Source organism: Enterobacter sp. MGH 38 (genome assembly GCF_000492855.1).
GTDB lineage: Bacteria > Pseudomonadota > Gammaproteobacteria > Enterobacterales > Enterobacteriaceae > Enterobacter > Enterobacter hormaechei_C.
On the sequence record NZ_KI535607.1, the window covers coordinates 650365 to 674468 of the forward strand.

The following is a 24104-nucleotide window of genomic DNA, read 5'->3' on the forward strand; positions in this document are numbered from 1 at the left end:
CCTGGTGTTGGCGCAGTATTCGCGCACCCCGGTATAGCCGGGGTCATTTTTTTCTGGCATCTACCCAGGCTTTCAGCACTGCCACATCGTTTTGCCACTCCTGTTTCATCTCTTCGACCCAATCACCTACATTATCTTCCCAGGCAGGTAAATCAGGCGACTGAATCTGTTGGCCCAGTTGCTGGAGATGACGTAACCCGACCGATCCTGCCGCGCCTTTGATTTTATGTCCCTCTTCGACGATGCCCTTCTGGTCACGCGCCGTCAGGTTGGATTCGAGCACGTTCAGATAGCCCGGCATCATTTTTTCGAACACGGCCAGGCCATCGGTGATCAGTTTTGGTCCTACCAGATCGATATACTGCTCCAGCATGGCGGTATCCAGTATCGTTTGGGCTTTGGCGCTATCAACAGACGTCATGGTGCTCTCCTCTTCATCACAGGTATCCCAGAACTTCTTGATCATCGCCGTCAGGGCAGGTACCGCCAGCGGCTTGCTGAGCACATCGTCCATTCCGGCCTCGAGGTACTCTTTTTTATCTTTCAGCACGTTTGCGGTCAACGCCACCAGCGGCGGCAGCTCGTCAGGAGCATATTTGCGCGTCAGCTCGCGGGAGATATCCAGTCCGGTCATGTCCGGTAGCTGAATATCGAGCAGCACCAGGTCGTACTCGCCCGGCGTGAACATCTCCAGCGCGGCTTTGCCGGTCATCGCCACATCCACGCTGTTACCGAGTTTTTCCAGTACCGACCGGGCGACAATGACGTTCAGCTCAATATCTTCCACCAGCAGGACGTGCAGGGCTGGCAGCGGCATATCGTCGTTCTCAAACGTATCTTCCACCTCTTCCGCTACGGCAGGCGCATGGACGGTAAGCGTAAAGGTGGAGCCTTTACCCGGCTGGCTGGCAACGGTGATATCCCCGCCCATACTTTTCGCCAGACGTTTCGACACCGCCAGGCCAATGCCCGTACCGGTCGCCGGTTTACCGCCGTGGCTGTCTTTAACCTGATAATACATGGCGAAGATCTTATCCTGCTCTTCCTGAGGAATGCCGATACCCGAGTCCTCAACTTCAAAGTGCAGCATGTCGCCTTCGTCATAGCGAATGCGCACCGCAACCTGCCCCTTCTGGGTAAACTTCACGGCATTGCTGATGAGGTTCCACAGGATCTGACGCAGCCGCGTGCCGTCCGTCACCACTTTATGCGGCAGCGGCAGCGTCGGCTCCATCACAAAGCTCAACCCTTTTTGCTGGGCCTGCAAACCTGACAGGTTCTCCAGGTCTGCGAGGAAGCCGGTAAAATCAACCGGCTGGTTGTCGAGCTGAACTTTACGGCGCTCCATCTTATCCATGTCGATAATATCATTGAAGATATTGCCCAGCGTGACCGCCGAGACGTGGATCGTTTTGAGGTATTTTTCCTGCTCGCTGGTCAGCTCGGTATCCAGCAGAATGCGGCTCAGCCCCACAATGCCATTCAGCGGAGTGCGCAGTTCATGGCTGATGGTGGAGATGAAGGTTGTTTTATCCCGGCTGGCGCGCTCCAGCGCATCCTGATAGCGCTTACGCTCAGTGATATCACGGCCAAAGCCCATCAGACCATGACGTTTACCCACCCGGTCGTAATAAGGTACTTTGCGGATCTCAAAGCAGGCTTTGCGCCCGTCGGGGTAGTCCAGCCACTGCTCATAGGTCAGCGAAACGTTATGGCGGAAGACCTTTTCATCCGTCTCCATCACTTTTGCTGCCGCCTCTTCGGAATAGACATCCTGAGGTTTCAGGTGTATCAGCTGTTTTTCGCTTTTCCCGGTCAACAGTTCCATGGCCCGGTTACAGCCGGAGAACTCTTTATCTTCATTACGGTAGAACACCAGATCCGGCGACGCATCGAGGAACGAGCGCAGGAAAGAGGATTGCTGTTCAAGCTGGATCTGCGTGACTTCGCGCTCTTTCATCTCAATTTTCAGCTGCTCAAGCGTGGTCTGACGCTCGGCTTCCGCCTTCTCACGGTCTGAAATTTCCTGATTCAGCTGGGCAATGTTGTCCTTGAGCTGAACGTTGAGTTTAAGATCGCGCTCGCGCATCTCTTCCAGCTTATCCACCAGTTTCGATAAACGCTGTCGGGACTCTTCCAGCTGCTCAACCACCACGGAGAGGAAATAGACCGCCCATGGGGTGATCAGCAGGCCAAAGAAAATAGAGCGGATCACGTCGATGCTCTCGACCTGTCCATGCAGAACCATGGTCACGGCCATTTGCACGACAATGGCCAGAACGACCAGCGCCAGCGCCAGCAGCATGGAAAAACGCACCAGCCCGAGCTTCATCATCAGGTCGACGTAGTACTGGGCCAGCATTCGAATTTGCTTCATAGAGGATCCCTTCACGACTTTATCGCTCAATAATACTCAAATTCACGGCGAGGCGTTGAAGGTTGTGAGAAAAAGTGCGGGGTGAAACAGGAGATTAGCCTCGCCCCCGGGCTAGCGGGAGCGAGGAAGACGTTTTATCAGGAGCGTTTTAGCAGCATCCAGAGGCTGATCAGGAAGAAACTGGCGCTCGGCAACAGCGCGCCGATAATTGGCGGAATGCCATACACCAGTGTCAGCGGACCGAAAATCTGATCGAGGACGTAGAACACGAAACCAAAGCTGATACCAGTTACCACGCGGACCCCCATCGGCACGCTACGTAGCGGTCCAAAGATGAACGACAGCGCCATTAGCATCATCACCGCCACGGACAGTGGCTGGAAGATTTTGCTCCACATGTTGAGCTGGTAACGCCCCGCATCCTGTCCGCTCGATTTCAGATACTTCACGTAGTTATGCAGACCGCTGATGGAGAGCGCATCGGGATCGAGCGCTACCACGCCAAGCTTGTCCGGCGTCAGGTTGGTTTTCCAGGTACCGCTTACGGTCTGCGAACCGGTGATCTGTTTCGGGTTCGTCAGGTCAGATTCATCAACCTGGGATAACCGCCACAGCTTGTTGTTCGCATCAAATTTAGCGGAGGCGGCATAACGCACCGACTGCAAACGACGATCGTTGTTGAAGGCGTAGATGCTCACGCCGCCCAGTTCATCGTCCCCTTTCACGCGTTCGATATAGACGAAGTTCTGACCATCTTTCGCCCATAACCCCTGCTGCGTGGAGAGCAGCGAACCACCGTACATAGCCTGAGCACGGTAGTTACGCGCCATCTGTTCGCCCTGCGGCGCGACCCATTCGCCAATCGCCATGGTCAACAGCACCAGCGGGATCGCGGTTTTCATTACCGACAGCGCAACCTGCATACGGGTAAAGCCAGATGCCTGCATCACCACCAGCTCGCTACGCTGAGCCAGCATCCCCAGGCCCAGCAACGCCCCCAGCAGGGCCGCCATCGGGAAGAAGATCTGCACATCTTTTGGTACGCTGAGCAGGGTGTACATCCCGGCACCCAACGCGTCGTAACTCCCCTGCCCGGCTTTTTTCAGCTGGTCGACAAATTTGATAATGCCCGAGAGCGACACCAGCATGAACAGGGTCATCATGATGGTGGTGAAAATCGTTTTACCGATATAGCGGTCAAGTACGCCAAACGCCTGCATTAGATGGCTCCTTTACGCGTAAACCGGGCACGAAGACGACGCACAGGCACCGTGTCCCACAAGTTGAGTCCGACTGCCAGCAGCAGATACAAACCATTCACGACCCAGGTCCAGATCATCGGGTCAATTTTTCCTTTCCCGCCGTTAGACTTGATTGAGGTTTGCAGCAGGAAGAACACCAGATACAGCAGCATCGCTGGCAGCATCGACAGCACGCGGCCCTGGCGCGGGTTCACCACGCTCAGCGGAACCACCATCAGCGCCATCATAAATACGGTGAATACCAGCGTGATACGCCAGTGCAGTTCAGCACGCGCACGATCGGTATCGGTATTCATTAAGGTGCGCATATCCATCTGCTCAGTATCCGTTGGATCGAGCGCGACGGCCTGATGACCAATGATGGCCTGGTAGTTCTGGAAATCGGTAATACGGAAGTCGCGCAGCATAGCCGTGCCTTCGAAACGCGTTCCTTTGTTCAGCGTGACAACCTGAGAGCCGTCTTTACGCTGAGACAGCTGACCGGAGTCCGCCACCACCACAGAAGGCCGAGCGTTACCTTTCGGGCGCAGTTGAGCAAGAAACACGTCATTGAAGCGGTTGCCATCGACGCTTTCGATAAACAGCACGGAGTTACCGTCGGTCGCCTGCTGGAACTGCCCCTGCGCCAGCGCCGCCAGCCCCGGGTTAGCTTTTGCTTCCGCCAGCACCTCATCCTGATGACGAGAGGAGGTCGGCCCCGCCCACATGACGTTAACCGCGGCAACAATGCCCGTAAACAGTGCCAGCACCATGGCTGCTTTTACCAGTACGGCTTTACTGAGGCCGCAGGCATGCATCACGGTGATTTCACTTTCGGTATAGAGCTTACCCAGGGTCATCAGCAGACCAAGGAACAGGCTTAACGGCAGGATAAGCTGCGCCATTTCCGGCACGCCAAGCCCGAGCAGGGAAAGCACCAGATTCGTTGGGATTTCGCCATCAACCGCCGCGCCGAGGATCCTGACCAGCTTCTGACAGAAAAAGATCAGAAGGAGGATAAAGAGGATCGCCAGTTGGCTCTTCAGCGTCTCCCGAACCAGATATCTTATGATTATCACTTTAAATACGCCCGTTAAAACTCGTCTTATGCAGGAATTTAGCTTGTTTCATGGCTTAAACGTCATTTATTCTCTTGAGTCGTCGAAATCATCGCTAAGATTAAAAAACCCGGCGGATTCGCGCTTCATGACATTTATTGACGTGTCGAAACCGTAGTAACGTAAGATTAACACGAAGTCACCACAACGGCGGACATGAGTTACGAAAGGTTTCAATTCTATCCGTAGCCGCCGCCGTTGTCTTTAAGATTCAGGAGCGTAGTGCATGGAGTTCAGTGTAAAAAGCGGTAGCCCGGAGAAACAGCGGAGTGCCTGCATCGTTGTGGGCGTCTTTGAACCACGCCGACTCTCCCCGATCGCCGAGCAACTCGATAAAATCAGCGACGGCTATATCAGCGCCCTGCTGCGCCGTGGCGAACTGGAAGGCAAACCAGGGCAGACCTTGTTGCTGCACCATGTTCCGAACGTCCTGTCCGAGCGTATTCTGCTGATTGGCTGTGGTAAAGAACGTGAGCTTGATGAGCGCCAGTACAAGCAGGTTATTCAGAAAACCATTAATACACTGAATGATACTGGTTCGATGGAAGCCGTCTGCTTCCTGACGGAGCTGCACGTTAAGGGCCGCAACACGTACTGGAAGGTGCGCCAGGCCGTCGAAACCGCAAAAGAGAGCCTCTACAGCTTTGATCAGCTGAAGACCACCAAAAGCGAGCCGCGTCGCCCGCTGCGTAAAATGGTCTTTAACGTGCCAACCCGTCGCGAGCTGACCAGCGGCGAGCGCGCCATTCAGCACGGTCTGGCCATTGCCGCCGGTATCAAAGCGGCAAAAGATCTTGGCAATATGCCGCCAAACATCTGTAACGCCGCGTACCTGGCGTCTCAGGCGCGCCAGCTGGCTGACGCCTACAGCAAGAACGTTATCACCCGCGTTATCGGCGAACAGCAGATGAAAGAGCTGGGGATGCACTCTTATCTGGCGGTCGGTAACGGCTCCCAGAACGAATCCCTGATGTCAGTCATTGAGTACAAGGGCAATCCGTCTGAAGATGCGCGTCCGATCGTGCTCGTCGGTAAAGGGCTGACCTTCGACTCAGGCGGTATCTCCATCAAGCCTTCAGAAGGCATGGATGAGATGAAGTACGACATGTGCGGCGCGGCGGCGGTTTACGGCGTTATGCGCATGGTCGCGGAACTTCAGTTGCCCATCAACGTGATCGGCGTGCTGGCGGGCTGCGAAAACATGCCTGGCGGCCGCGCTTATCGTCCTGGTGATGTGCTGACCACCATGTCCGGCCAGACCGTTGAGGTGCTGAACACCGACGCCGAAGGCCGTCTGGTACTGTGCGACGTGCTGACCTACGTTGAGCGTTTCGAACCTGAAGCGGTGATTGACGTGGCTACACTGACCGGCGCCTGCGTGATTGCGCTGGGGCATCACATCACCGGCCTGATGTCGAACCACAACCCGCTGGCGCATGAACTGATCGGCGCGTCCGAACAGGCCGGCGACCGCGCGTGGCGTCTGCCGCTGGGGGACGAGTTCCAGGAACAACTGGAGTCTAACTTCGCAGACATGGCAAACATCGGCGGTCGTCCTGGCGGGGCGATTACCGCGGGCTGCTTCCTGGCGCGCTTTACCCGCAAGTACAACTGGGCGCACCTGGACATCGCGGGGACCGCATGGCGCTCCGGTAAAGCCAAAGGCGCGACCGGACGTCCGGTGGCGCTGCTGTCGCAGTTCCTGCTCAATCGTGCGGGTTTTAACGGCGACGAGTAATGATAAACGCCGGGTGGCGCTACGCTTACCCGGCTTTGCATTTAAATCCACGACAAGAAACCCCATATATGAAGAATGCAACGTTCTACCTTCTGGACAATGACACCCATCAGGATGGCCTCAGCGCCGTTGAACAGCTGGTGTGTGAAATTGCCGCAGAACGTTGGCGCGCAGGTAAACGCGTCCTGATTGCCTGTGAAGATGAGCAGCAAGCGATTCGCCTGGATGAAGCGCTATGGGCGCGCCCGCCGGAGAGTTTTGTTCCGCATAACCTGTCGGGCGAAGGTCCACGCGGCGGGGCACCGGTGGAGATTGCCTGGCCGCAAAAACGCAACAGCAGCGCGCGCGACATTCTCATTAGCCTGCGGACAGACTTTGCAGATTTTGCCACCGCTTTCACAGAAGTGGTAGACTTTGTCCCTTACGAAGAATCTTTGAAACAACTGGCGCGCGAACGCTACAAAGCGTACCGCCTGGCCGGTTTTAACCTGAATACGGCAACCTGGAAATAATGGAAAAGACATATAACCCACGCGATATCGAACAGCCGCTTTACGAGCACTGGGAACAGCAGGGCTATTTCAAGCCTAACGGCGACGAAAGCAAAGAGTCCTTCTGCATCATGATCCCGCCGCCGAACGTCACCGGCAGTTTGCATATGGGGCATGCTTTCCAGCAGACCATCATGGACACCATGATCCGCTACCAGCGCATGCAGGGCAAAAACACCCTGTGGCAGGCGGGGACTGACCACGCGGGTATCGCGACCCAGATGGTGGTTGAGCGTAAAATTGCCGCTGAAGAGGGTAAAACCCGCCACGACTACGGTCGCGACGCGTTCATCGACAAAATCTGGCAGTGGAAGGCAGAATCCGGCGGCACCATTACCCGTCAGATGCGCCGCCTCGGCAACTCCGTGGACTGGGAGCGCGAGCGCTTCACCATGGACGAAGGCCTGTCCAACGCCGTGAAAGAAGTCTTCGTCCGTCTGTACAAAGAAGACCTGATTTACCGCGGCAAACGCCTGGTCAACTGGGACCCGAAACTGCGTACCGCCATCTCTGACCTGGAAGTGGAAAACCGCGAGTCTAAAGGCTCCATGTGGCACATCCGCTATCCGCTGGCAGACGGTGCGAAAACCGCCGACGGTAAAGATTACCTGGTGGTGGCGACCACCCGTCCGGAAACCCTGCTGGGCGATACCGGCGTGGCCGTTAACCCGGAAGATCCGCGTTATAAATATTTGATCGGCAAATTCGTGGTGCTGCCGCTGGTGAACCGCCGTATTCCGATTGTGGGCGACGAACACGCCGACATGGAAAAAGGCACCGGCTGCGTGAAAATCACCCCGGCGCATGACTTCAACGACTATGAAGTCGGTCGTCGTCATCAACTTCCGATGATCAACATTCTGACCTTCGACGGCGATATCCGCGAAAGCGCAGAAGTGTATGACACCAAAGGCAACGAGTCCGACGTTTATTCCAGCGACATCCCGGCTGAGTTCCAGAAGCTGGAGCGCTTTGCCGCGCGTAAAGCCATCGTAGCCGCCGTTGACGCGCTCGGCCTGCTGGAAGAGATTAAGCCTCACGATCTGACCGTGCCGTACGGCGACCGTGGCGGCGTAGTTATCGAGCCAATGCTGACCGACCAGTGGTACGTGCGTGCCGACGTGCTGGCGAAACCGGCTGTGGAAGCGGTTGAGAACGGCAGCATTCAGTTCGTGCCGAAGCAGTACGAAAACATGTACTTCTCCTGGATGCGCGATATTCAGGACTGGTGTATTTCCCGTCAGCTGTGGTGGGGTCACCGTATCCCGGCGTGGTACGACAACGAAGGCAATGTCTACGTTGGCCGCACCGAAGAGGAAGTGCGTCAGGAAAACAACCTGGGCGCTGACGTTGCCCTGCGTCAGGATGAAGACGTGCTGGATACCTGGTTCTCCTCCGCGCTGTGGACCTTCTCTACCCTCGGCTGGCCGGAAAACACCGACGCGCTGCGTCAGTTCCACCCAACCAGCGTGATGGTCTCCGGCTTCGACATCATCTTCTTCTGGATCGCCCGCATGATCATGATGACCATGCACTTCATCAAAGACGAAGACGGCAAGCCGCAGGTTCCGTTCCATACCGTTTACATGACCGGCCTGATCCGCGACGACGAAGGCCAGAAGATGTCCAAATCCAAGGGTAACGTTATCGACCCGCTGGATATGGTGGACGGTATCTCTCTGGAAGAGCTGCTGGAAAAACGTACCGGCAATATGATGCAGCCGCAGCTGGCGGAGAAAATCCGCAAGCGTACCGAGAAGCAGTTCCCGAACGGGATCGAATCTCACGGTACCGACGCCCTGCGCTTCACCCTGGCGGCGCTGGCCTCCACCGGCCGTGACATCAACTGGGATATGAAGCGTCTGGAAGGTTACCGTAACTTCTGTAACAAGCTGTGGAACGCCAGCCGCTTCGTGCTGATGAACACCGAAGATCAGGATTGCGGCTTCAATGGCGGCGAGATGACCCTCTCCCTGGCAGACCGCTGGATCCTGGCGGAATTTAACCAGACGGTGAAAGCGTTCCGCGACGCGCTGGACAGCTACCGCTTCGACATCGCGGCAGGCATCCTGTACGAATTCACCTGGAACCAGTTCTGCGACTGGTACCTGGAGCTGGCGAAGCCGGTCATGAACGGTGGTTCTGAAGCGGAACTGCGCGGCACGCGTAATACGTTGATTACCGTTCTGGAAGGTCTGCTGCGCCTTGCGCACCCGATCATTCCATTCATCACCGAAACCATCTGGCAGCGCGTGAAGGTGATTGCCGGTATTAATGCCGATACCATCATGCTCCAGCCGTTCCCGGCATTCGACGCCGCGAAAGTGGATGAAGCCGCGTCTGCGGATACCGAGTGGCTGAAACAGGCGATCGTTGCGATACGTAACATCCGCGCGGAAATGAATATCGCTCCGGGTAAACCACTGGAACTGCTGCTGCGCGGTTGCAGCGAAGCTGCCGTTCGTCGCGTCACCGAGAACAACACATTCCTGAAAACCATGGCGCGTCTGGAAAGCATCACCGTGCTGCCTGCCGATGACAAAGGTCCGGTTTCCGTGACCAAAATCATCGACGGCGCGGAGCTGCTGATCCCGATGGCGGGCCTGATCGACAAAGACGCGGAGCTGGCGCGTCTGGCGAAAGAAGTGGCGAAAGTCGACGTGGAAATTGGCAAAATCGAAAGCAAACTGGCGAACGAGGGCTTTGTGGCCCGCGCGCCGGAAGCGGTCATCGCCAAAGAGCGTGAGCGTCTGGTTGCCTTCGCCGATGCGAAGACCAAACTGATCGAGCAGCAGGCGGTTATCGCAGCCCTGTAATGCTTTTACCCCTTACGCTTCAGGGCGTAAGGGGTATCCTTCCTGAAAACTCCTCGCTTGCACTCCCCTTTCTGCGGTGCTATTAACAGCAGTTGTGTGTCAATTTTTGTCATGAGTAAAGCTATGAGCGTGATTACCCCCGTCGCGACGACAATGCGTCGGATCACTGAGCAGGACAACCCGGCTATCGCCGCAGTTATCCGCACGGTTTCTGCCGAATATGGCCTGACCGCCGACAAAGGCTACACCGTGGCCGACCCCAATCTGGACGAACTTTTTCAGCTGTACAGCCAGCCGGGTCATGCCTACTGGGTCATTGAACAGGACGGCCAGGTCGTGGGCGGCGGCGGCATTGCCCCACTGCTTTGCAGCGAGCCGGATATCTGTGAACTTCAGAAAATGTATTTCCTGCCAACGATACGCGGACAAGGCCTGGCGAAAAAGCTGGCGCTGGTCGCCCTGGAACATGCACGCTCACAGGGCTTTAAACGTTGCTACCTCGAAACCACCGCTTTCCTTAAAGAGGCCATTGGCCTGTATGAGCATCTGGGCTTTGAGCATATCGATGCGCCACTGGGCTGCACGGGCCACGTGGACTGCGAAGTCAGGATGCTGAAAAGTCTGTAAGTTTCTTTCCTGCCGTCTTCTGTTAAGCGTCTGTAAACTGAATGCTCTACACTCACAGTTCACACCAAAACAGGGGAAACGCGATGTCGAAGATAAAAAGCTACGCCGCACCGCAGGCGGGTGCAGAACTTGAGCTGTACGAGTACGATGCGGGCGAACTAAAAGCGGAAGACGTCGAAGTACAGGTTGATTACTGCGGGATCTGCCACTCGGATCTCTCGATGATCGACAATGAATGGGGCTTTTCCAGCTATCCGCTGGTTGCCGGGCACGAAGTCATTGGCCGCGTCGTGGCGCTCGGCAGCGCCGCGCAGGACAAAGGGCTGAAAGTGGGCCAGCGCGTGGGTATCGGCTGGACGGCACGCAGCTGCGGTCACTGCGATGCCTGTATCAGCGGCAACCAGATCAACTGCCTTGAGGGCGCAACGCCGACCATCCTTAACAAGGGCGGTTTCGCCGATAAGCTGCGCGCCGACTGGCAATGGGTTATCCCACTGCCGGACAGCATTGATATTGAATCCGCAGGTCCGCTGCTGTGTGGCGGTATCACAGTATTTAAACCGCTGCTGATGCATCACATCACCGCCACCAGCCGCGTCGGCGTGATCGGTATTGGCGGTCTGGGGCATATTGCCATCAAACTGCTGCATGCGATGGGCTGTGAAGTGACGGCGTTCAGCTCTAACCCGGCGAAAGAGCAGGAAGTGCTGGCGATGGGTGCGGATAAAGTGGTGAACAGCCGCGATCCTCAGGCACTCACCGCCCTGGCAGGCCAGTTTGACCTGATCATCAACACGGTAAACGTCGATCTCGACTGGCAGCCGTACTTTGAAGCCCTGGCCTACGGCGGTAACTTCCACACCGTGGGTGCGGTGATGAAGCCGCTGCCGGTTCCGGCGTTTACCCTGATCGGCGGGGATCGCAGCGTGTCAGGCTCCGCGACCGGTACACCGTACGAGCTGCGCAAGCTGATGAAGTTTGCCGGACGCACAAAAGTGGCACCCACCACCGAGCTGTATCCGATGTCAAAAATCAACGAAGCAATCCAGCACGTGCGCGACGGCAAAGCCCGCTACCGCGTGGTGTTGAAAGCGGATTTTTGATGTGACATTGCCGGGGAATGTGCGGCCTGATGCCCTCACCCCAACCCTCTCCCTCAAGGGAGAGGGGGCCGTCTGTGCAGGCATTATTTTGTGGGGATCCCTCAGCTCACAGGGAGAGGGCGCAAACACTAAAAACGGTAACGGTTGTTACCGTTTTGCATCTACCATGGTCTTAAACACTTCCGCCACCGCGACTGCCCCCGGATCCATCACCCCGTCCAGATTCTCTTTATTCACATACGACGAGCGTCCCGCGCCGGCTTTCGCCATTTTTGCCGTTGCTTCGGCGCCCTGCTGCGCGGCCTGCGCTGCCGCCTGAATATTGCCTTTCTGTAACGCCTCCAGCGCCGGTTGCAGCGCATCGATCAGCGTACGATCGCCGAGATCCGCGCCGCCATACTGCTTCATCTGCGCAAGTCCGCTCAGCAAGGCTTCAGGTAGCGGCTGTCCATCGTGAAGCTTTTGTCCTGCCGCCGTGAAGAAGATCGACATCAACACCCCACTCGATCCGCCCATCACCGTTGCCAGCCGCTCGCCTACCAGCAAGAGTAATGTCGGCACGTCGTTAAGGGGCAGGTTGTTCTCCTCAAGTCGCTGCGCAATATCCCGCGCCCCTTGCGCAAAAGTGGAGCCCGTGTCGCCATCGCCTACTTTGGCATCCAGCGCGTTAAGGCGGTTTTCCAGCTGAATCAATGTTTTCGTTACCGAGGCGACGGCCTCGCTCACCTCCGTATTGTCCGACGGGGCATATTCCACGCGATCATGAAGGGCGCTATGTGGGACGGTACGCAGGGGCGCGAACGCCACGGGCTTCTGCCAGCCCAGCGTCTCGACCTCGGCGTGAATCGCCTTCTCGAAGAAATCGTTGAGCTTTAGCAGCGTTAACGAAAAGCCTTTCATATCCAGCGCACTCACCAGCGGCGCCGGGCCAATCAGATACGCAATGTTCTCTTTCAGCGCCGAGTGCGCCAGCTCTTTGGTCAGCAGCGCCATCTCCAACGCCGATACGCCACCAAGATTGTTAATCAGCACCGCAAAACGCCCTTCCCCCGCCTGCGCGCGTAACGGCGTCACCAGCGTGTCGATAATGGCTTTGCTGTTTTGCGTATCCACGACGGAAGCTCCCGGCTCGCCGTGAATGCCCAAACCCAGCTCGACATGGCCTTGTTTAATGCGCCCCCCTTCATCATCGCTGCCCGGCAGGTTGCACGTTTGCATCGCCACGCCCAGGCTCCAGAGGTTATCGCAGGCCTGTTGCGCAATATCCCGCACGTCGTTTAGCGATTTCCCCTGCTCTGCCGCATATCCCGCAATTTTATGCACCAGCGCCGTTCCCGCGATACCACGCGGCTGCTTGTTATCCGGCAGGGCGATATCATCCGCCACGATAACCATCTCGACCTTCAGGCCGTAGCGTTTGGCTTTTTCCGCCGCCAGGCCAAAGTTAAGCCGGTCGCCGGTGTAGTTTTTCACAATCAGCAGGCAGCCACGGTCGCCCGTCACCGCCACAATGGCATTGAGGACCGCATCCACGCTTGGGGAGGCGAACAGATCGCCACACACCGCTGCGGTAAGCATGCCTTTGCCGACGAACCCGGCATGTGCCGGTTCATGGCCGGAGCCGCCACCGGAGATCACCGCCACGCGGCTTTTATCCCAGTCGCCGCGAGCCACCACGCGGATGGCCGGATCGATATCCAGTTTGACGAGATTACCGTGCGGCGCGGAGAGAAGTATGCCTTCAATGGCATCGTTGACAAGCTGTTTGCGGTCGTTAAAAAAGAATCTGGACATAGTTTCCCAAAATTTTGTTTACCGTATGCAAAAGCATAGTCCGCACTGGATAATGCGCCGCAAAGTGAGGAATTTACGCAGACATTTTGCCGTCAGGTTGCCTATACTCCACCCAGGACTACGAGAGGACGTGCATCATGAGTACACCATTGTTAATCGCCAGGACGCTGGAAAAAGAGCTGTTTTTACTGCCCGCGATGGCGAACCGTCATGGCCTGATCACCGGCGCGACCGGGACGGGAAAAACCGTTACCCTGCAAAAGCTGGCTGAGTCGTTGTCAGAGACTGGCGTGCCGGTTTTTATGGCTGACGTGAAGGGCGATTTAACTGGGGTGGCTCAGGAAGGTGCAGCGTCAGAAAAACTGCTTGAGCGCCTGAAAAATATCGGTATCACGGACTGGACGCCGCACGGTAATCCGGTGGTGGTCTGGGATATCTTCGGCGAAAAAGGGCATCCGGTGCGTGCCACCGTCTCCGACCTCGGCCCGCTGCTGCTGGCTCGTCTGCTTAACCTCAACGACGTGCAGTCCGGGGTACTGAACATTATCTTCCGTATCGCCGACGATCAGGGGCTACTGCTGCTCGACTTCAAAGATCTGCGCGCCATCACCCAGTACATTGGCGATAACGCCAAATCCTTCCAGAACCAGTACGGCAATATTAGCAGCGCCTCAGTGGGCGCCATTCAGCGCGGGCTCCTGACGCTGGAGCAACAGGGCGCCGAACACTTCTTCGGCGAGCCAATGCTGGATATCAAAGACTGGATGCGTACCGACAGCAGCGGCAAAGGCATCATCAACATTCTGAGCGCAGAGAAGCTCTACCAGATGCCGAAGCTTTACGCCGCCAGCCTGCTGTGGATGCTCTCTGAACTGTACGAACAACTGCCGGAAGCAGGCGATCTGGAAAAACCCAAACTGGTGTTCTTCTTTGACGAAGCGCATCTGTTGTTTAACGACGCGCCGCAGGTGCTGCTGGATAAAATTGAACAGGTTATCCGCCTGATCCGCTCCAAAGGCGTCGGGGTCTGGTTTGTGTCGCAAAACCCGTCGGATATTCCGGACAACGTACTGGGGCAGTTGGGTAACCGCGTGCAGCACGCCCTGCGCGCCTTTACGCCGAAAGATCAGAAAGCGGTGAAAGCCGCGGCGCAAACCATGCGTGTCAATCCGGCCTTTGATACCGAAACCGCCATTCAGGCGCTGGGCACCGGTGAAGCGCTGATTTCGTTCCTCGATGCAAAAGGCAGCCCGACAGTTGTCGAGCGCGCGATGGTGATTGCGCCCTGCTCGCGCATGGGTCCGGTAACGGACGATGAACGCAACAGCCTGATTAACCACTCCCCGGTGTACGGAAAGTATGAAGACGAGGTGGATCGCGAATCGGCGTTCGAGATGCTGCAAAAAGGGGTGCAGGCGACTGCCGAATCGCAGGATGCGCCTGCCGCAAAAGGGCAATCTGTTGCCGTGGACGACGGCATTCTCGGCGGGCTGAAAGATATTCTGTTCGGCAGCACCGGGCCACGCGGCGGCAAACGCGATGGCGTGGTTCAGACCATGGCAAAAAGCGCGACGCGTCAGATTACCAACCAGATAGTACGCGGCATGCTGGGAAGTCTGCTAGGCGGCCGTCGCCGGTAGCGTGGGAACCCACGGGCGGCCAAGCGCCGACCCCTGTACGCCGTTCTCCTGTAGATAGCGGTTGATTTCCAGCATCCCCGTCCAGCGGTTCTCACACCATAGCGGTGCCAGAAGCGTTGGACGGCGGGCGCTTGCCGAGATGCGGTGGTAAACAATCTCCGGCGGCGTATGGCGAATCATTTCCCCCGCAGTCACCGTATAGTCGTCGAGTTCGATACCACATAACCGCCCCGCTTCCCAGGCTTTCGCCATTATGCTGCCCTTCACGATATGCAGCGGATGCAGCTTAATGCCATCCACGCCGGTCTCAACGACTTTTTCCAGCGTTTCCAGCCCGTGCTGCTGCCCTTCTCCCGGCAAGCCGACAATCAGATGCGAGCAGACTTTTAATCCACGCTCGCGGGCGAGACGCGTGGTGCGCTGATAGCAGGCGAAATCATGCCCGCGATTGATACGGTGCAGGGTTTTGTCATGCGCGGTCTGCAAGCCCAGCTCCAGCCAGATCTCGTAGCCCTTCTCTTTGTACTCGCTAAGTAAATCCAGCACGGCGTCCGGCACGCAGTCCGGACGCGTCCCCACGCACAGCCCGACAATGTTCGCTTGAGCAACCGCCTGCTGATACATCGAGCGCAGCACCTGCACCTCCGCCCACGTGCTGGTATAGGCCTGGAAATAGGCCAGATACTGCTTCGCGCGGTTCACCAGACTCGCCTGATGGGCGAGCTGTTCAGCGATAGATTTATGCTGCTGGGCCTCGTCAGCAAACGAGGCCACGTTACAGAAGGTGCAGCCACCACGCCCGATGGTGCCATCGCGGTTCGGGCAGCTAAAGCCGCCGTGCAGCGTCAGTTTATGAACCTTTTGTCCGTAGCGCTGCAAAAGATCCCCACCAAACATATTGACTAATTTCTGTAACTGCATAATCTGATAGACCGTCCCGAAGAAAGGGGACAAGCCTGCCATTTTTAGCCTCTGTCGGCGATGACCTGGATCAATCGCCCTGGACGGCTTTTATCTATTTGAATAAATAATCACGATTACCGACATTTCATTCACTCTGAACGTAATTACTTTTCCTTATGTTCTGATGGTTTTTTTCATTTATAGCGCCATGACTGAAAAACAGTGATTTTATGCGGCATTGAATGCAACACCAGATTAATATTCTGCTATAAATCTGCATTTCAGCACGCTGCATCGATAATACCGCTTTCGTATAGTGAGTCAGATCACACTCCCCTGCACCTGCCCGGTGCTTTAAGCGGTTGTAAAAATAGTTAAATACACAATAAAAACAACTAGATAAGCACTCTTTAGCACATTTTTGTATAAATAAGATTGCCATTTGACCTGTGTACCAATTCCCGATAAGTTGGAAATCCGCTGGAAGCTTTCTGGATGAGCGGCCTGCTCATCATATTTATGCAGTAATTGAGATTCCCTCTGAAGCAAGTCCTCAAACTTGTTTACCTGCGCAAAAGGATGAAAAAGAGGGCGAATGCGAGGTCCGCGTATGAAACGCTAACCCCGTCGCCATGCTCTTTCTGCGCCTGTGCGCCACGGTAAAGTTCAGTGGGAAGCCCGACGAGCCTGGGGAGGTTCACTGATATGTTGTACGATAAATCCCTTGAGAAGGATAACTGTGGTTTCGGCCTGATCGCCCACATAGAAGGCGAACCTAGCCACAAGGTAGTGCGTACTGCTATTCACGCACTGGCCCGTATGCAGCACCGTGGCGCCATCCTTGCCGATGGTAAAACCGGCGACGGTTGCGGTCTGCTGCTGCAAAAACCGGATCGTTTCTTCCGCATCGTGGCGGAAGAGCGCGGCTGGCGTTTAGCCAAAAACTACGCTGTCGGTATGCTGTTCCTGAATCAGGATCCAGAAAAAGCTGCCGCGTCACGCCGCATCGTTGAAGAAGAACTTCAGCGTGAAACCCTGTCGATTGTCGGCTGGCGCGATGTGCCAACCAACGAAGGGGTGCTCGGTGAAATCGCCCTCTCCTCGCTGCCTCGTATTGAACAGATTTTCGTCAACGCGCCTGCGGGCTGGCGTCCGCGTGATATGGAACGCCGTCTGTTTATCGCACGCCGCCGCATTGAAAAACGTCTTCAGGACGATAAAGAGTTCTACGTCTGTAGCCTCTCTAACCTGGTGAACATCTATAAAGGTCTGTGTATGCCGGCTGACCTGCCGCGCTTCTATCTGGACCTGGCGGATCTGCGTCTGGAATCGGCCATTTGCCTGTTCCACCAGCGCTTCTCCACCAACACCGTTCCACGCTGGCCGCTGGCTCAGCCGTTCCGCTACCTGGCGCACAACGGTGAGATCAACACCATTACCGGCAACCGCCAGTGGGCCCGCGCCCGTACCTATAAGTTCCAGACCCCGCTGATCCCGGACCTGCACGATGCCGCACCGTTCGTCAACGAAACCGGCTCGGACTCCAGCTCCATGGATAATATGCTGGAGCTGCTGCTGGCGGGCGGGATGGATATCGTGCGCGCCATGCGTCTGCTCGTGCCACCGGCCTGGCAGAACAACCCGGATATGGACCCTGAGCTGCGCGCGTTCTTCGACTTTAACTCCATGCACATGGAGCCGTGGGACGGCCCGGCGGGCATCGTGATGTCCGACGGTCGTTTTGCCGCCTGTAACCTGGACCGTAACGGTCTGCGTCCGGCGCGCTACGTTATCACCAAAGACAAGCTCATCACCTGCGCCTCTGAAGTCGGCATCTGGGATTACCAGCCTGACGAAGTGGTCGAAAAAGGCCGCGTCGGTCCGGGCGAGCTGATGGTGATCGACACCCGCGGTGGGCGTATTCTGCATTCCGCCGAAACCGACAACGATCTGAAGAGCCGCCATCCGTACAAAGAGTGGATGGAGAAAAACGTGCGTCGTCTGGTGCCGTTTGAAGATCTGTCGGACGAAGAAGTGGGCAGCCGCGAGCTGGACGATGACACCCTCGCGAGCTTCCAGAAGCAGTTTAACTACAGCGCGGAAGAACTGGACTCGGTTATTCGCGTTCTCGGCGAAAACGGCCAGGAAGCGGTCGGCTCAATGGGTGACGATACCCCGTTTGCCGTGCTTTCCAGCCAGCCACGCATTATTTACGACTATTTCCGTCAGCAGTTTGCGCAGGTCACTAACCCGCCAATAGACCCGCTGCGCGAAGCCCACGTCATGTCGCTGGCCACCAGCATCGGCCGTGAGATGAACGTATTCTGTGAAGCCGAAGGCCAGGCGCACCGTCTGACCTTTAAATCACCGATCCTGTTGTACTCCGATTTCAAACAGCTCACCACCATGACCGAGGAGCACTATCGCGCCGACACGCTCGATATCACCTTCGACGTGACCGAAACGAGCCTCGAAGAGACGGTGAACGCGCTGTGCGACAAAGCCGAGCAGATGGTACGTAACGGCACCGTTCTGCTGGTGCTGTCTGACCGCAACATCGCGAAAAACCGTCTGCCGGTGCCTGCCCCCATGGCGGTGGGGGCTATCCAGACGCGTCTGGTGGACAAGAGCCTGCGCTGTGATGCCAACATCATCGTTGAAACCGCGAGCGCGCGCGACCCGCACCACTTTGCGGTGCTGTTAGGCTTTGGCGCCACGGCGATTTATCCGTACCTGGCCTACGAAACGCTGGCACGCCTGGTAGATACCCGCGCGATCGATAAAGACTACCGTGCTGTGATGCTGAACTACCGTAACGGCATCAACAAAGGTCTGTACAAGATCATGTCCAAAATGGGCATCTCGACCATCGCCTCTTACCGCTGCTCGAAGCTATTTGAAGCGGTCGGCCTGCATAACGAGGTCGCCAACCTCTGCTTCCAGGGCGTGGTCAGCCGTATCGGTGGCGCCGGTTTTGCTGACTTCCAGCAGGATCTGGTGAACCTGTCGAAACGCGCCTGGCTGGCACGTAAGCCGCTGGAACAGGGCGGCCTGCTGAAATATGTCCACGGGGGTGAGTATCACGCTTATAACCCGGACGTAGTGCGCACGCTGCAACAGGCGGTGCAGAGCGGCGAGTACAGCGATTATCAGCAGTATGCTGAGCTGGTGAACAACCGTCCCGCGGCGACGCTGCGCGATCTCATTGCCCTCAATCCGGGTGAGGAAGCGGTCAGCATTGACGAGGTTGAACCCGCGTCTGAGCTGTTCAAACGCTTCGATACTGCGGCGATGTCCATCGGCGCGCTGAGCCCGGAAGCCCACGAAGCGCTGGCGGAAGCCATGAACAGCATCGGCGGCAACTCCAACTCCGGCGAAGGCGGTGAAGATCCGGCCCGCTACGGCACCAACAAAGTGTCCCGTATCAAGCAGGTGGCGTCCGGTCGCTTTGGCGTAACGCCTGCGTACCTGGTTAACGCCGACGTGATCCAGATTAAGGTCGCTCAGGGGGCAAAACCGGGTGAAGGCGGTCAACTGCCGGGTGATAAAGTCACCCCGTACATCGCTAAGCTTCGCTACTCGGTACCAGGCGTGACGCTGATCTCCCCGCCGCCGCACCACGATATTTACTCTATCGAGGATCTGGCGCAGCTGATTTTCGACCTGAAACAGGTCAACCCGAAAGCGATGATCTCCGTGAAGCTGGTTTCCGAACCGGGCGTTGGCACCATTGCCACCGGCGTGGCGAAAGCCTATGCGGATCTGATCACCATCGCCGGTTACGACGGCGGCACCGGCGCAAGCCCGCTCTCCTCCGTGAAATATGCGGGCTGTCCGTGGGAGCTTGGCCTGGTGGAAACCCAGCAGGCGCTGGTGGCTAACGGCCTGCGTCACAAGATCCGTTTACAGGTGGACGGCGGGCTGAAAACCGGCCTCGACATCATCAAAGCGGCGATTCTGGGAGCGGAAAGCTTCGGCTTTGGTACCGGCCCGATGGTTGCGCTCGGCTGTAAATACCTGCGTATTTGCCACCTGAACAACTGTGCAACGGGCGTTGCTACCCAGGACGAAAAGCTGCGTAAGAACCACTATCACGGCCTGCCGTTCAAAGTGACCAATTACTTTGACTTCATCGCCCGTGAAACCCGCGAGCTGATGGCGCAGCTGGGCGTGAAGCGTCTGGTGGATCTGATTGGCCGTACCGACCTGCTGAAAGAGCTTGAGGGCTTCACGGCCAAGCAGCAGAAGCTGGAGCTGTCCAAGCTGCTGGAAACCGCTCAGCCGCATCCTGGCAAAGCGGTTTACTGCACCGAGAACAATCCGCCGTTCGACAACGGCGTGCTGAACGCGCAGCTGCTGCAACAGGCGAAGCCGTACGTGGACGAGAAGCAGAGCAAAACGTTCTGGTTTGATATCCGCAACACCGATCGTTCCGTGGGTGCGTCTCTCTCCGGTTACATCGCGCAAACGCACGGTGACCAGGGGCTGGCGTCGGATCCGATTACCGCGCATTTCAGCGGTACCGCGGGTCAGAGCTTCGGCGTGTGGAACGCGGGTGGCGTTGAGTTATACCTGACCGGTGATGCCAACGACTACGTCGGAAAAGGCATGGCGGGCGGTCTGCTGGCGGTGCGTCCTCCGGTTGGTTCAGCCTTCCGCAGCCATGAAGCAAGCATCATCGGCAATACCTGTCTGTACGGTGCAACCGGCGGTCGTCTGTTTGCCGCGGGCCGTGCGGGCGAGCGTTTTGCGGTGCGTAACTCCGGCGCCATCACCGTGGTGGAAGGCATCGGCGATAACGGCTGTGAATACATGACGGGCGGAATTGTGTGCGTCCTGGGTAAAACCGGCGTGAACTTTGGCGCGGGCATGACGGGCGGTTTTGCCTACGTCCTGGATGAAGACGGTGAGTTCCGCAAACGCGTGAACCCTGAGCTGGTGGAAGTGCTGGACGTTGATACTCTGGCCATCCACGAAGAACACCTGCGCGGCTTAATTACCGAACACGTGCAGCATACCGGTTCTTCGCGCGGCGAAGAGATCCTGGCCAACTGGCCGGCGTTCTCTGCGAAATTCGCGCTGGTTAAGCCGAAGTCCAGCGATGTTAAAGCCCTGTTGGGTCACCGTAGTCGTAGCGCAGCAGAGCTGCGCGTGCAGGCGCAGTAAGGAATTCAGATGAGCCAGAACGTTTACCAGTTTATCGACCTTCAGCGTGTTGATCCGCCAAAGAAACCGCTGAAGATCCGTAAAATTGAATTTGTTGAAATCTATGAGCCGTTTTCAGAAGGCCAGGCCAAAGCACAGGCAGACCGCTGCCTGTCCTGCGGTAACCCTTACTGCGAATGGAAGTGTCCGGTCCATAACTACATCCCGAACTGGCTGAAGCTGGCCAACGAAGGGCGTATTTTTGAAGCCGCCGAGCTGTCTCATCAGACCAACACCCTGCCGGAAGTGTGCGGCCGCGTGTGCCCTCAGGATCGTCTGTGTGAAGGCTCCTGTACGCTGAACGACGAGTTTGGCGCGGTGACCATCGGCAACATCGAACGCTATATCAACGATAAAGCGTTCGAGATGGGCTGGCGTCCGGATATGACCGGTGTGCGTCAAACCGACAAGCGCGTGGCGATTATCGGCGCGGGCCCGGCAGGCCTGGCCTGTGCGGACGTGCTGACCCGTAACGGCGTGAAGGCGGTGGTCTTCGATCGCCACCCAGAGATTGGCGGCCTGCTGACCTTCGGTATCCCGGCCTTCAAGCTGGAGAAAGAGGTCATGACCCGCCGCCGCGAAATCTTCACCGGCATGGGCATTGAGTTCAAACTCAACACCGAAGTGGGCCGCGACGTACAGCTCGACGACCTGCTGAAAGATTACGACGCCGTGTTCCTGGGCGTGGGAACCTATCAGTCCATGCGCGGTGGTCTGGAAAACGAAGACGCGCCGGGCGTTTATGACGCGCTGCCGTTCCTGATTGCCAACACCAAGCAGATTATGGGTTACGGCGAAACCGCCGATGAGCCGTTCGTCAGCATGGAAGGCAAACGCGTGGTGGTGCTGGGCGGCGGTGATACTGCGATGGACTGCGTGCGAACCTCCATTCGTCAGAATGCGGCGCATGTCATCTGTGCCTACCGTCGTGACGAAGAGAACATGCCGGGTTCTAAACGCGAAGTGAAAAACGCGCGTGAAGAGGGCGTCGAGTTCCAGTTCAACATCCAGCCTCTGGGTATTGAAGTGAATGCCAACGGTAAAGTGAGCGGCGTGAAGATGGCGCGCACGGAGATGGGTGCGCCAGATGCGAAAGGCCGTCGTCGCGCGGAGATCGTGGCCGGTTCTGAACACGTGATCCCGGCTGATGCCGTGGTGATGGCGTTTGGTTTCCGTCCTCACAGCATGGAGTGGCTGGCGAAGCACAGCGTAGAGCTGGACTCTCAGGGCCGCATCATTGCGCCAGAAGGCAGCGACAACGCGTTCCAGACCAGCAACCCGAAAATCTTCGCCGGTGGCGACATCGTTCGTGGCTCTGACCTGGTGGTCACGGCGATTGCCGAAGGCCGTAAAGCGGCTGATGGGATCATGAACTTCCTCGAAGTGTAAATAATAATGCCCGGCAATGCCGGGCATTATTTTTATATTCTGCCAGTTTCTGAATATTACAGATACTTGATGGTAAACGTTGCCTGACCATCCATGTTGGTATCATCAGTAATAGCCAGCGTATTGGTATCCTGAATCGCAGCAGAAACCGCCATCGGAATGACCAGGTTTTTAAACGCAACTGGCGCGGTGCTGCCAACTGTAGCAACGGATACAATCTGGCTACCGTCATTAACCATCAGTGTGCCGTTATCAGACCAGCTGGTGCCGTTGTCTGCGCTGTAGATCGCCCCAACAGTGGCACCATCAGCAGTAATCGTGTCGTTTTTCACGAAAATGGTGTAGTTACCGATGTTAACGTTTCCTGCGGTCTTATTCAGACCAAACATATTGAGCGGCTGAATAATATCGTTACCGTTACCCGCACCATCTTTAACCATAATGTTTGGCGCAGTACCAGTACGGTCGTCAGAAACGCTAAAGCCCGCTTTGGTCAGCGCAGGGCAGGTAATAGAAAGAGAGAAATCTTTCTGGCCCAGCTGGTTAATAGCAGTGGTGTTCAGGGCTGACAGGTGGATCGTACCGTAATCTACCACGCCACCGCCGCTGATTTCAGGGATGCAACTGCTATTTGTCAGAACGCCTGTGACTTTCAGTACGGCGGTGTCTGCGGCAAAGGCAGAAGATACAAACATGACAAGCATAGAAGCCAATACAACTTTTTTCATTTGTTAATTCTTAACGTTAATGTAAATGTTCTTTCTGCTTTTAATAAAGTGGGCTACTCTCGCTATTAAAAACAGAATTTTCTAAACAAAGAGGGAAGTTACTCCCTCTACATATTCAAACCTAAATAATCCGATGTAAGCGTAAATGCTAATATAGCCTTACACAACGACAGAGCGGGATATTAATACCCAAATAACTTAAAGGTATTTCAGGGTAATTGTTGCCTGACCATCTAAAGATGTATCGTCAGTAATCGCCAGCGTATCGGTCCCCTGAATAGCCAGAGAGGTAACCAGTGGGAAAACCGCAGTGGTAAATGCAACAGGGGTCGTTGTGCCTGTGGTTGCGGCACTGATAATGGAGATACCGTCGCTGCGAACCGCACCGCCTGATTCCCATTTAGAGCCATTCCAGTCGACGTTTGAAAAAATTTCGTCGCCCTCTTGCCCATCAATGGTGACTTTCTTATTTTTGATGAAAAGCATATAGTTACCAATATTCACACCACCTGTGGTTTTACCTACGCCATACTGATAGTAAGAAATGTTTTGCATTGTGCCGTTGAAATCGACATTAATACCAGCCTTACTTGACTCGCGATCGTCATTCACAACCCAACCAACCTGAGTAGGCGCACCGCATGTAATCGTCAGGTTAATATCTTTGTCACCTAACTGGTTAACAGCTGTTGCAGAGAGCTCACCCAAATGGATAGTGCCATAATCTACGACACCGCCGTTACTTAACTGAGGAGTACAAGCGGCATTTGTCAGCTTACCTTTTACCTGCAATACTGCGGTATCAGCAGCAAATGCGGAAGCGACACAAAGAGACAACGCGGTAGCGAGAAGAACTTTTTTCATTTGTTAATCC

At 56.2% G+C, this 24104-nt stretch carries 15 protein-coding genes; 8 read left to right on the top strand and 7 right to left on the bottom strand.

The window, feature by feature from the left end; all coding sequences use genetic code 11:
• Positions 1-43: 43 nt before the first annotated feature.
• From arcB to lptF, 3 genes are all read right to left on the bottom strand, one after another.
• Complete coding sequence (gene arcB / locus L384_RS17770; RefSeq protein WP_000809803.1) at positions 44-2377, bottom strand: aerobic respiration two-component sensor histidine kinase ArcB; 2334 nt, start codon at positions 2375-2377, stop codon at positions 44-46.
• A gap of 137 nt (positions 2378-2514) precedes the next feature.
• The gene (gene lptG, locus L384_RS17765; protein ID WP_001147540.1) at positions 2515-3597 is read right to left on the bottom strand and encodes an LPS export ABC transporter permease LptG; all 1083 of its coding nucleotides are present in this window, start codon (positions 3595-3597) and stop codon (positions 2515-2517) included.
• Positions 3597-4697 (bottom strand): LPS export ABC transporter permease LptF, encoded by a 1101-nt coding sequence (gene lptF / locus L384_RS17760; RefSeq protein ID WP_003861881.1) that lies wholly within the window; start codon positions 4695-4697, stop codon positions 3597-3599. The genes lptG and lptF overlap by 1 nt, the downstream gene beginning before the upstream one ends.
• A gap of 265 nt (positions 4698-4962) precedes the next feature.
• Here lptF and pepA point away from each other — a divergent pair, with 265 nt between their 5' ends.
• From pepA to L384_RS17735, 5 genes are all read left to right on the top strand, one after another.
• Positions 4963-6474 (top strand): leucyl aminopeptidase, encoded by a 1512-nt coding sequence (gene pepA, locus L384_RS17755; protein WP_003861882.1) that lies wholly within the window; start codon positions 4963-4965, stop codon positions 6472-6474.
• A gap of 68 nt (positions 6475-6542) precedes the next feature.
• Complete coding sequence (holC, locus tag L384_RS17750) at positions 6543-6986, top strand: DNA polymerase III subunit chi (RefSeq protein WP_003861884.1); 444 nt, start codon at positions 6543-6545, stop codon at positions 6984-6986.
• Positions 6986-9841, top strand: a complete 2856-nt coding sequence (locus L384_RS17745; RefSeq protein WP_023323791.1) for a valine--tRNA ligase — start codon at positions 6986-6988, stop codon at positions 9839-9841. The genes holC and L384_RS17745 overlap by 1 nt, the downstream gene beginning before the upstream one ends.
• A gap of 123 nt (positions 9842-9964) precedes the next feature.
• Positions 9965-10468, top strand: a complete 504-nt coding sequence (locus L384_RS17740; RefSeq protein ID WP_003861887.1) for a GNAT family N-acetyltransferase — start codon at positions 9965-9967, stop codon at positions 10466-10468.
• 83 nt (positions 10469-10551) lie between these two features.
• Positions 10552-11571: an NADPH-dependent aldehyde reductase Ahr gene (locus L384_RS17735; RefSeq protein ID WP_003861889.1), complete on the top strand. Its 1020-nt coding sequence runs from the start codon at positions 10552-10554 to the stop codon at positions 11569-11571.
• A 147-nt stretch (positions 11572-11718) separates the two neighbouring features.
• Here the strand turns inward: L384_RS17735 and L384_RS17730 are convergent, their stop codons facing one another.
• A complete protein-coding gene (locus L384_RS17730) occupies positions 11719-13365 on the bottom strand; it encodes a dihydroxyacetone kinase subunit DhaK (RefSeq protein WP_022651917.1) in 1647 nt (548 codons plus the stop codon).
• 137 nt (positions 13366-13502) lie between these two features.
• Here L384_RS17730 and L384_RS17725 point away from each other — a divergent pair, with 137 nt between their 5' ends.
• Positions 13503-15005 carry a helicase HerA-like C-terminal domain-containing protein gene (locus tag L384_RS17725; RefSeq protein WP_023323792.1) on the top strand — a complete coding sequence of 501 codons (1503 nt, stop codon included), beginning with the start codon at positions 13503-13505 and terminating at the stop codon, positions 15003-15005.
• Here L384_RS17725 and L384_RS17720 read toward each other — a convergent pair.
• On the bottom strand, positions 14985-15926 hold the full coding sequence (locus tag L384_RS17720) for a tRNA modification radical SAM protein MnmL/YtqA (RefSeq protein WP_114078569.1): 942 nt from the start codon (positions 15924-15926) through the stop codon (positions 14985-14987). The two genes, L384_RS17725 and L384_RS17720, sit on opposite strands and share 21 nt — an antisense overlap.
• A gap of 687 nt (positions 15927-16613) precedes the next feature.
• On the opposite strand from L384_RS17720, the gene gltB reads away from it, so the two are divergent.
• Both gltB and gltD read left to right on the top strand, forming a co-directional pair.
• Complete coding sequence (gene gltB, locus L384_RS17715) at positions 16614-21074, top strand: glutamate synthase large subunit (RefSeq protein WP_003860454.1); 4461 nt, start codon at positions 16614-16616, stop codon at positions 21072-21074.
• Positions 21075-21083: 9 nt separating this feature from the next.
• Positions 21084-22502, top strand: coding sequence for a glutamate synthase subunit GltD (gene gltD, locus L384_RS17710; RefSeq protein WP_023323794.1), 1419 nt, complete (start codon positions 21084-21086; stop codon positions 22500-22502).
• 56 nt (positions 22503-22558) lie between these two features.
• On the opposite strand, the gene L384_RS17705 is transcribed toward gltD, so the two are convergent.
• On the bottom strand, positions 22559-23230 hold the full coding sequence (locus L384_RS17705; RefSeq protein ID WP_032627961.1) for a DUF1120 domain-containing protein: 672 nt from the start codon (positions 23228-23230) through the stop codon (positions 22559-22561).
• A gap of 198 nt (positions 23231-23428) precedes the next feature.
• Positions 23429-24094 (bottom strand): DUF1120 domain-containing protein, encoded by a 666-nt coding sequence (locus L384_RS17700; protein WP_023323796.1) that lies wholly within the window; start codon positions 24092-24094, stop codon positions 23429-23431.
• Positions 24095-24104 lie beyond the last annotated feature (10 nt).

Coding starts and splice junctions, on each gene's coding strand:
- arcB (WP_000809803.1), bottom strand. CDS start 2,377: ATGAAGCAAATTCGAATGCTGGCCCAGTACTACGTCGACCTGATGATG.
- lptG (WP_001147540.1), bottom strand. CDS start 3,597: ATGCAGGCGTTTGGCGTACTTGACCGCTATATCGGTAAAACGATTTTC.
- pepA (WP_003861882.1), top strand. CDS start 4,963: ATGGAGTTCAGTGTAAAAAGCGGTAGCCCGGAGAAACAGCGGAGTGCC.
- holC (WP_003861884.1), top strand. CDS start 6,543: ATGAAGAATGCAACGTTCTACCTTCTGGACAATGACACCCATCAGGAT.
- L384_RS17745 (WP_023323791.1), top strand. CDS start 6,986: ATGGAAAAGACATATAACCCACGCGATATCGAACAGCCGCTTTACGAG.
- L384_RS17740 (WP_003861887.1), top strand. CDS start 9,965: ATGAGCGTGATTACCCCCGTCGCGACGACAATGCGTCGGATCACTGAG.
- L384_RS17735 (WP_003861889.1), top strand. CDS start 10,552: ATGTCGAAGATAAAAAGCTACGCCGCACCGCAGGCGGGTGCAGAACTT.
- L384_RS17730 (WP_022651917.1), bottom strand. CDS start 13,365: ATGTCCAGATTCTTTTTTAACGACCGCAAACAGCTTGTCAACGATGCC.
- L384_RS17725 (WP_023323792.1), top strand. CDS start 13,503: ATGAGTACACCATTGTTAATCGCCAGGACGCTGGAAAAAGAGCTGTTT.
- L384_RS17720 (WP_114078569.1), bottom strand. CDS start 15,926: ATGCAGTTACAGAAATTAGTCAATATGTTTGGTGGGGATCTTTTGCAG.
- gltB (WP_003860454.1), top strand. CDS start 16,614: ATGTTGTACGATAAATCCCTTGAGAAGGATAACTGTGGTTTCGGCCTG.
- gltD (WP_023323794.1), top strand. CDS start 21,084: ATGAGCCAGAACGTTTACCAGTTTATCGACCTTCAGCGTGTTGATCCG.
- L384_RS17705 (WP_032627961.1), bottom strand. CDS start 23,230: ATGAAAAAAGTTGTATTGGCTTCTATGCTTGTCATGTTTGTATCTTCT.
- L384_RS17700 (WP_023323796.1), bottom strand. CDS start 24,094: ATGAAAAAAGTTCTTCTCGCTACCGCGTTGTCTCTTTGTGTCGCTTCC.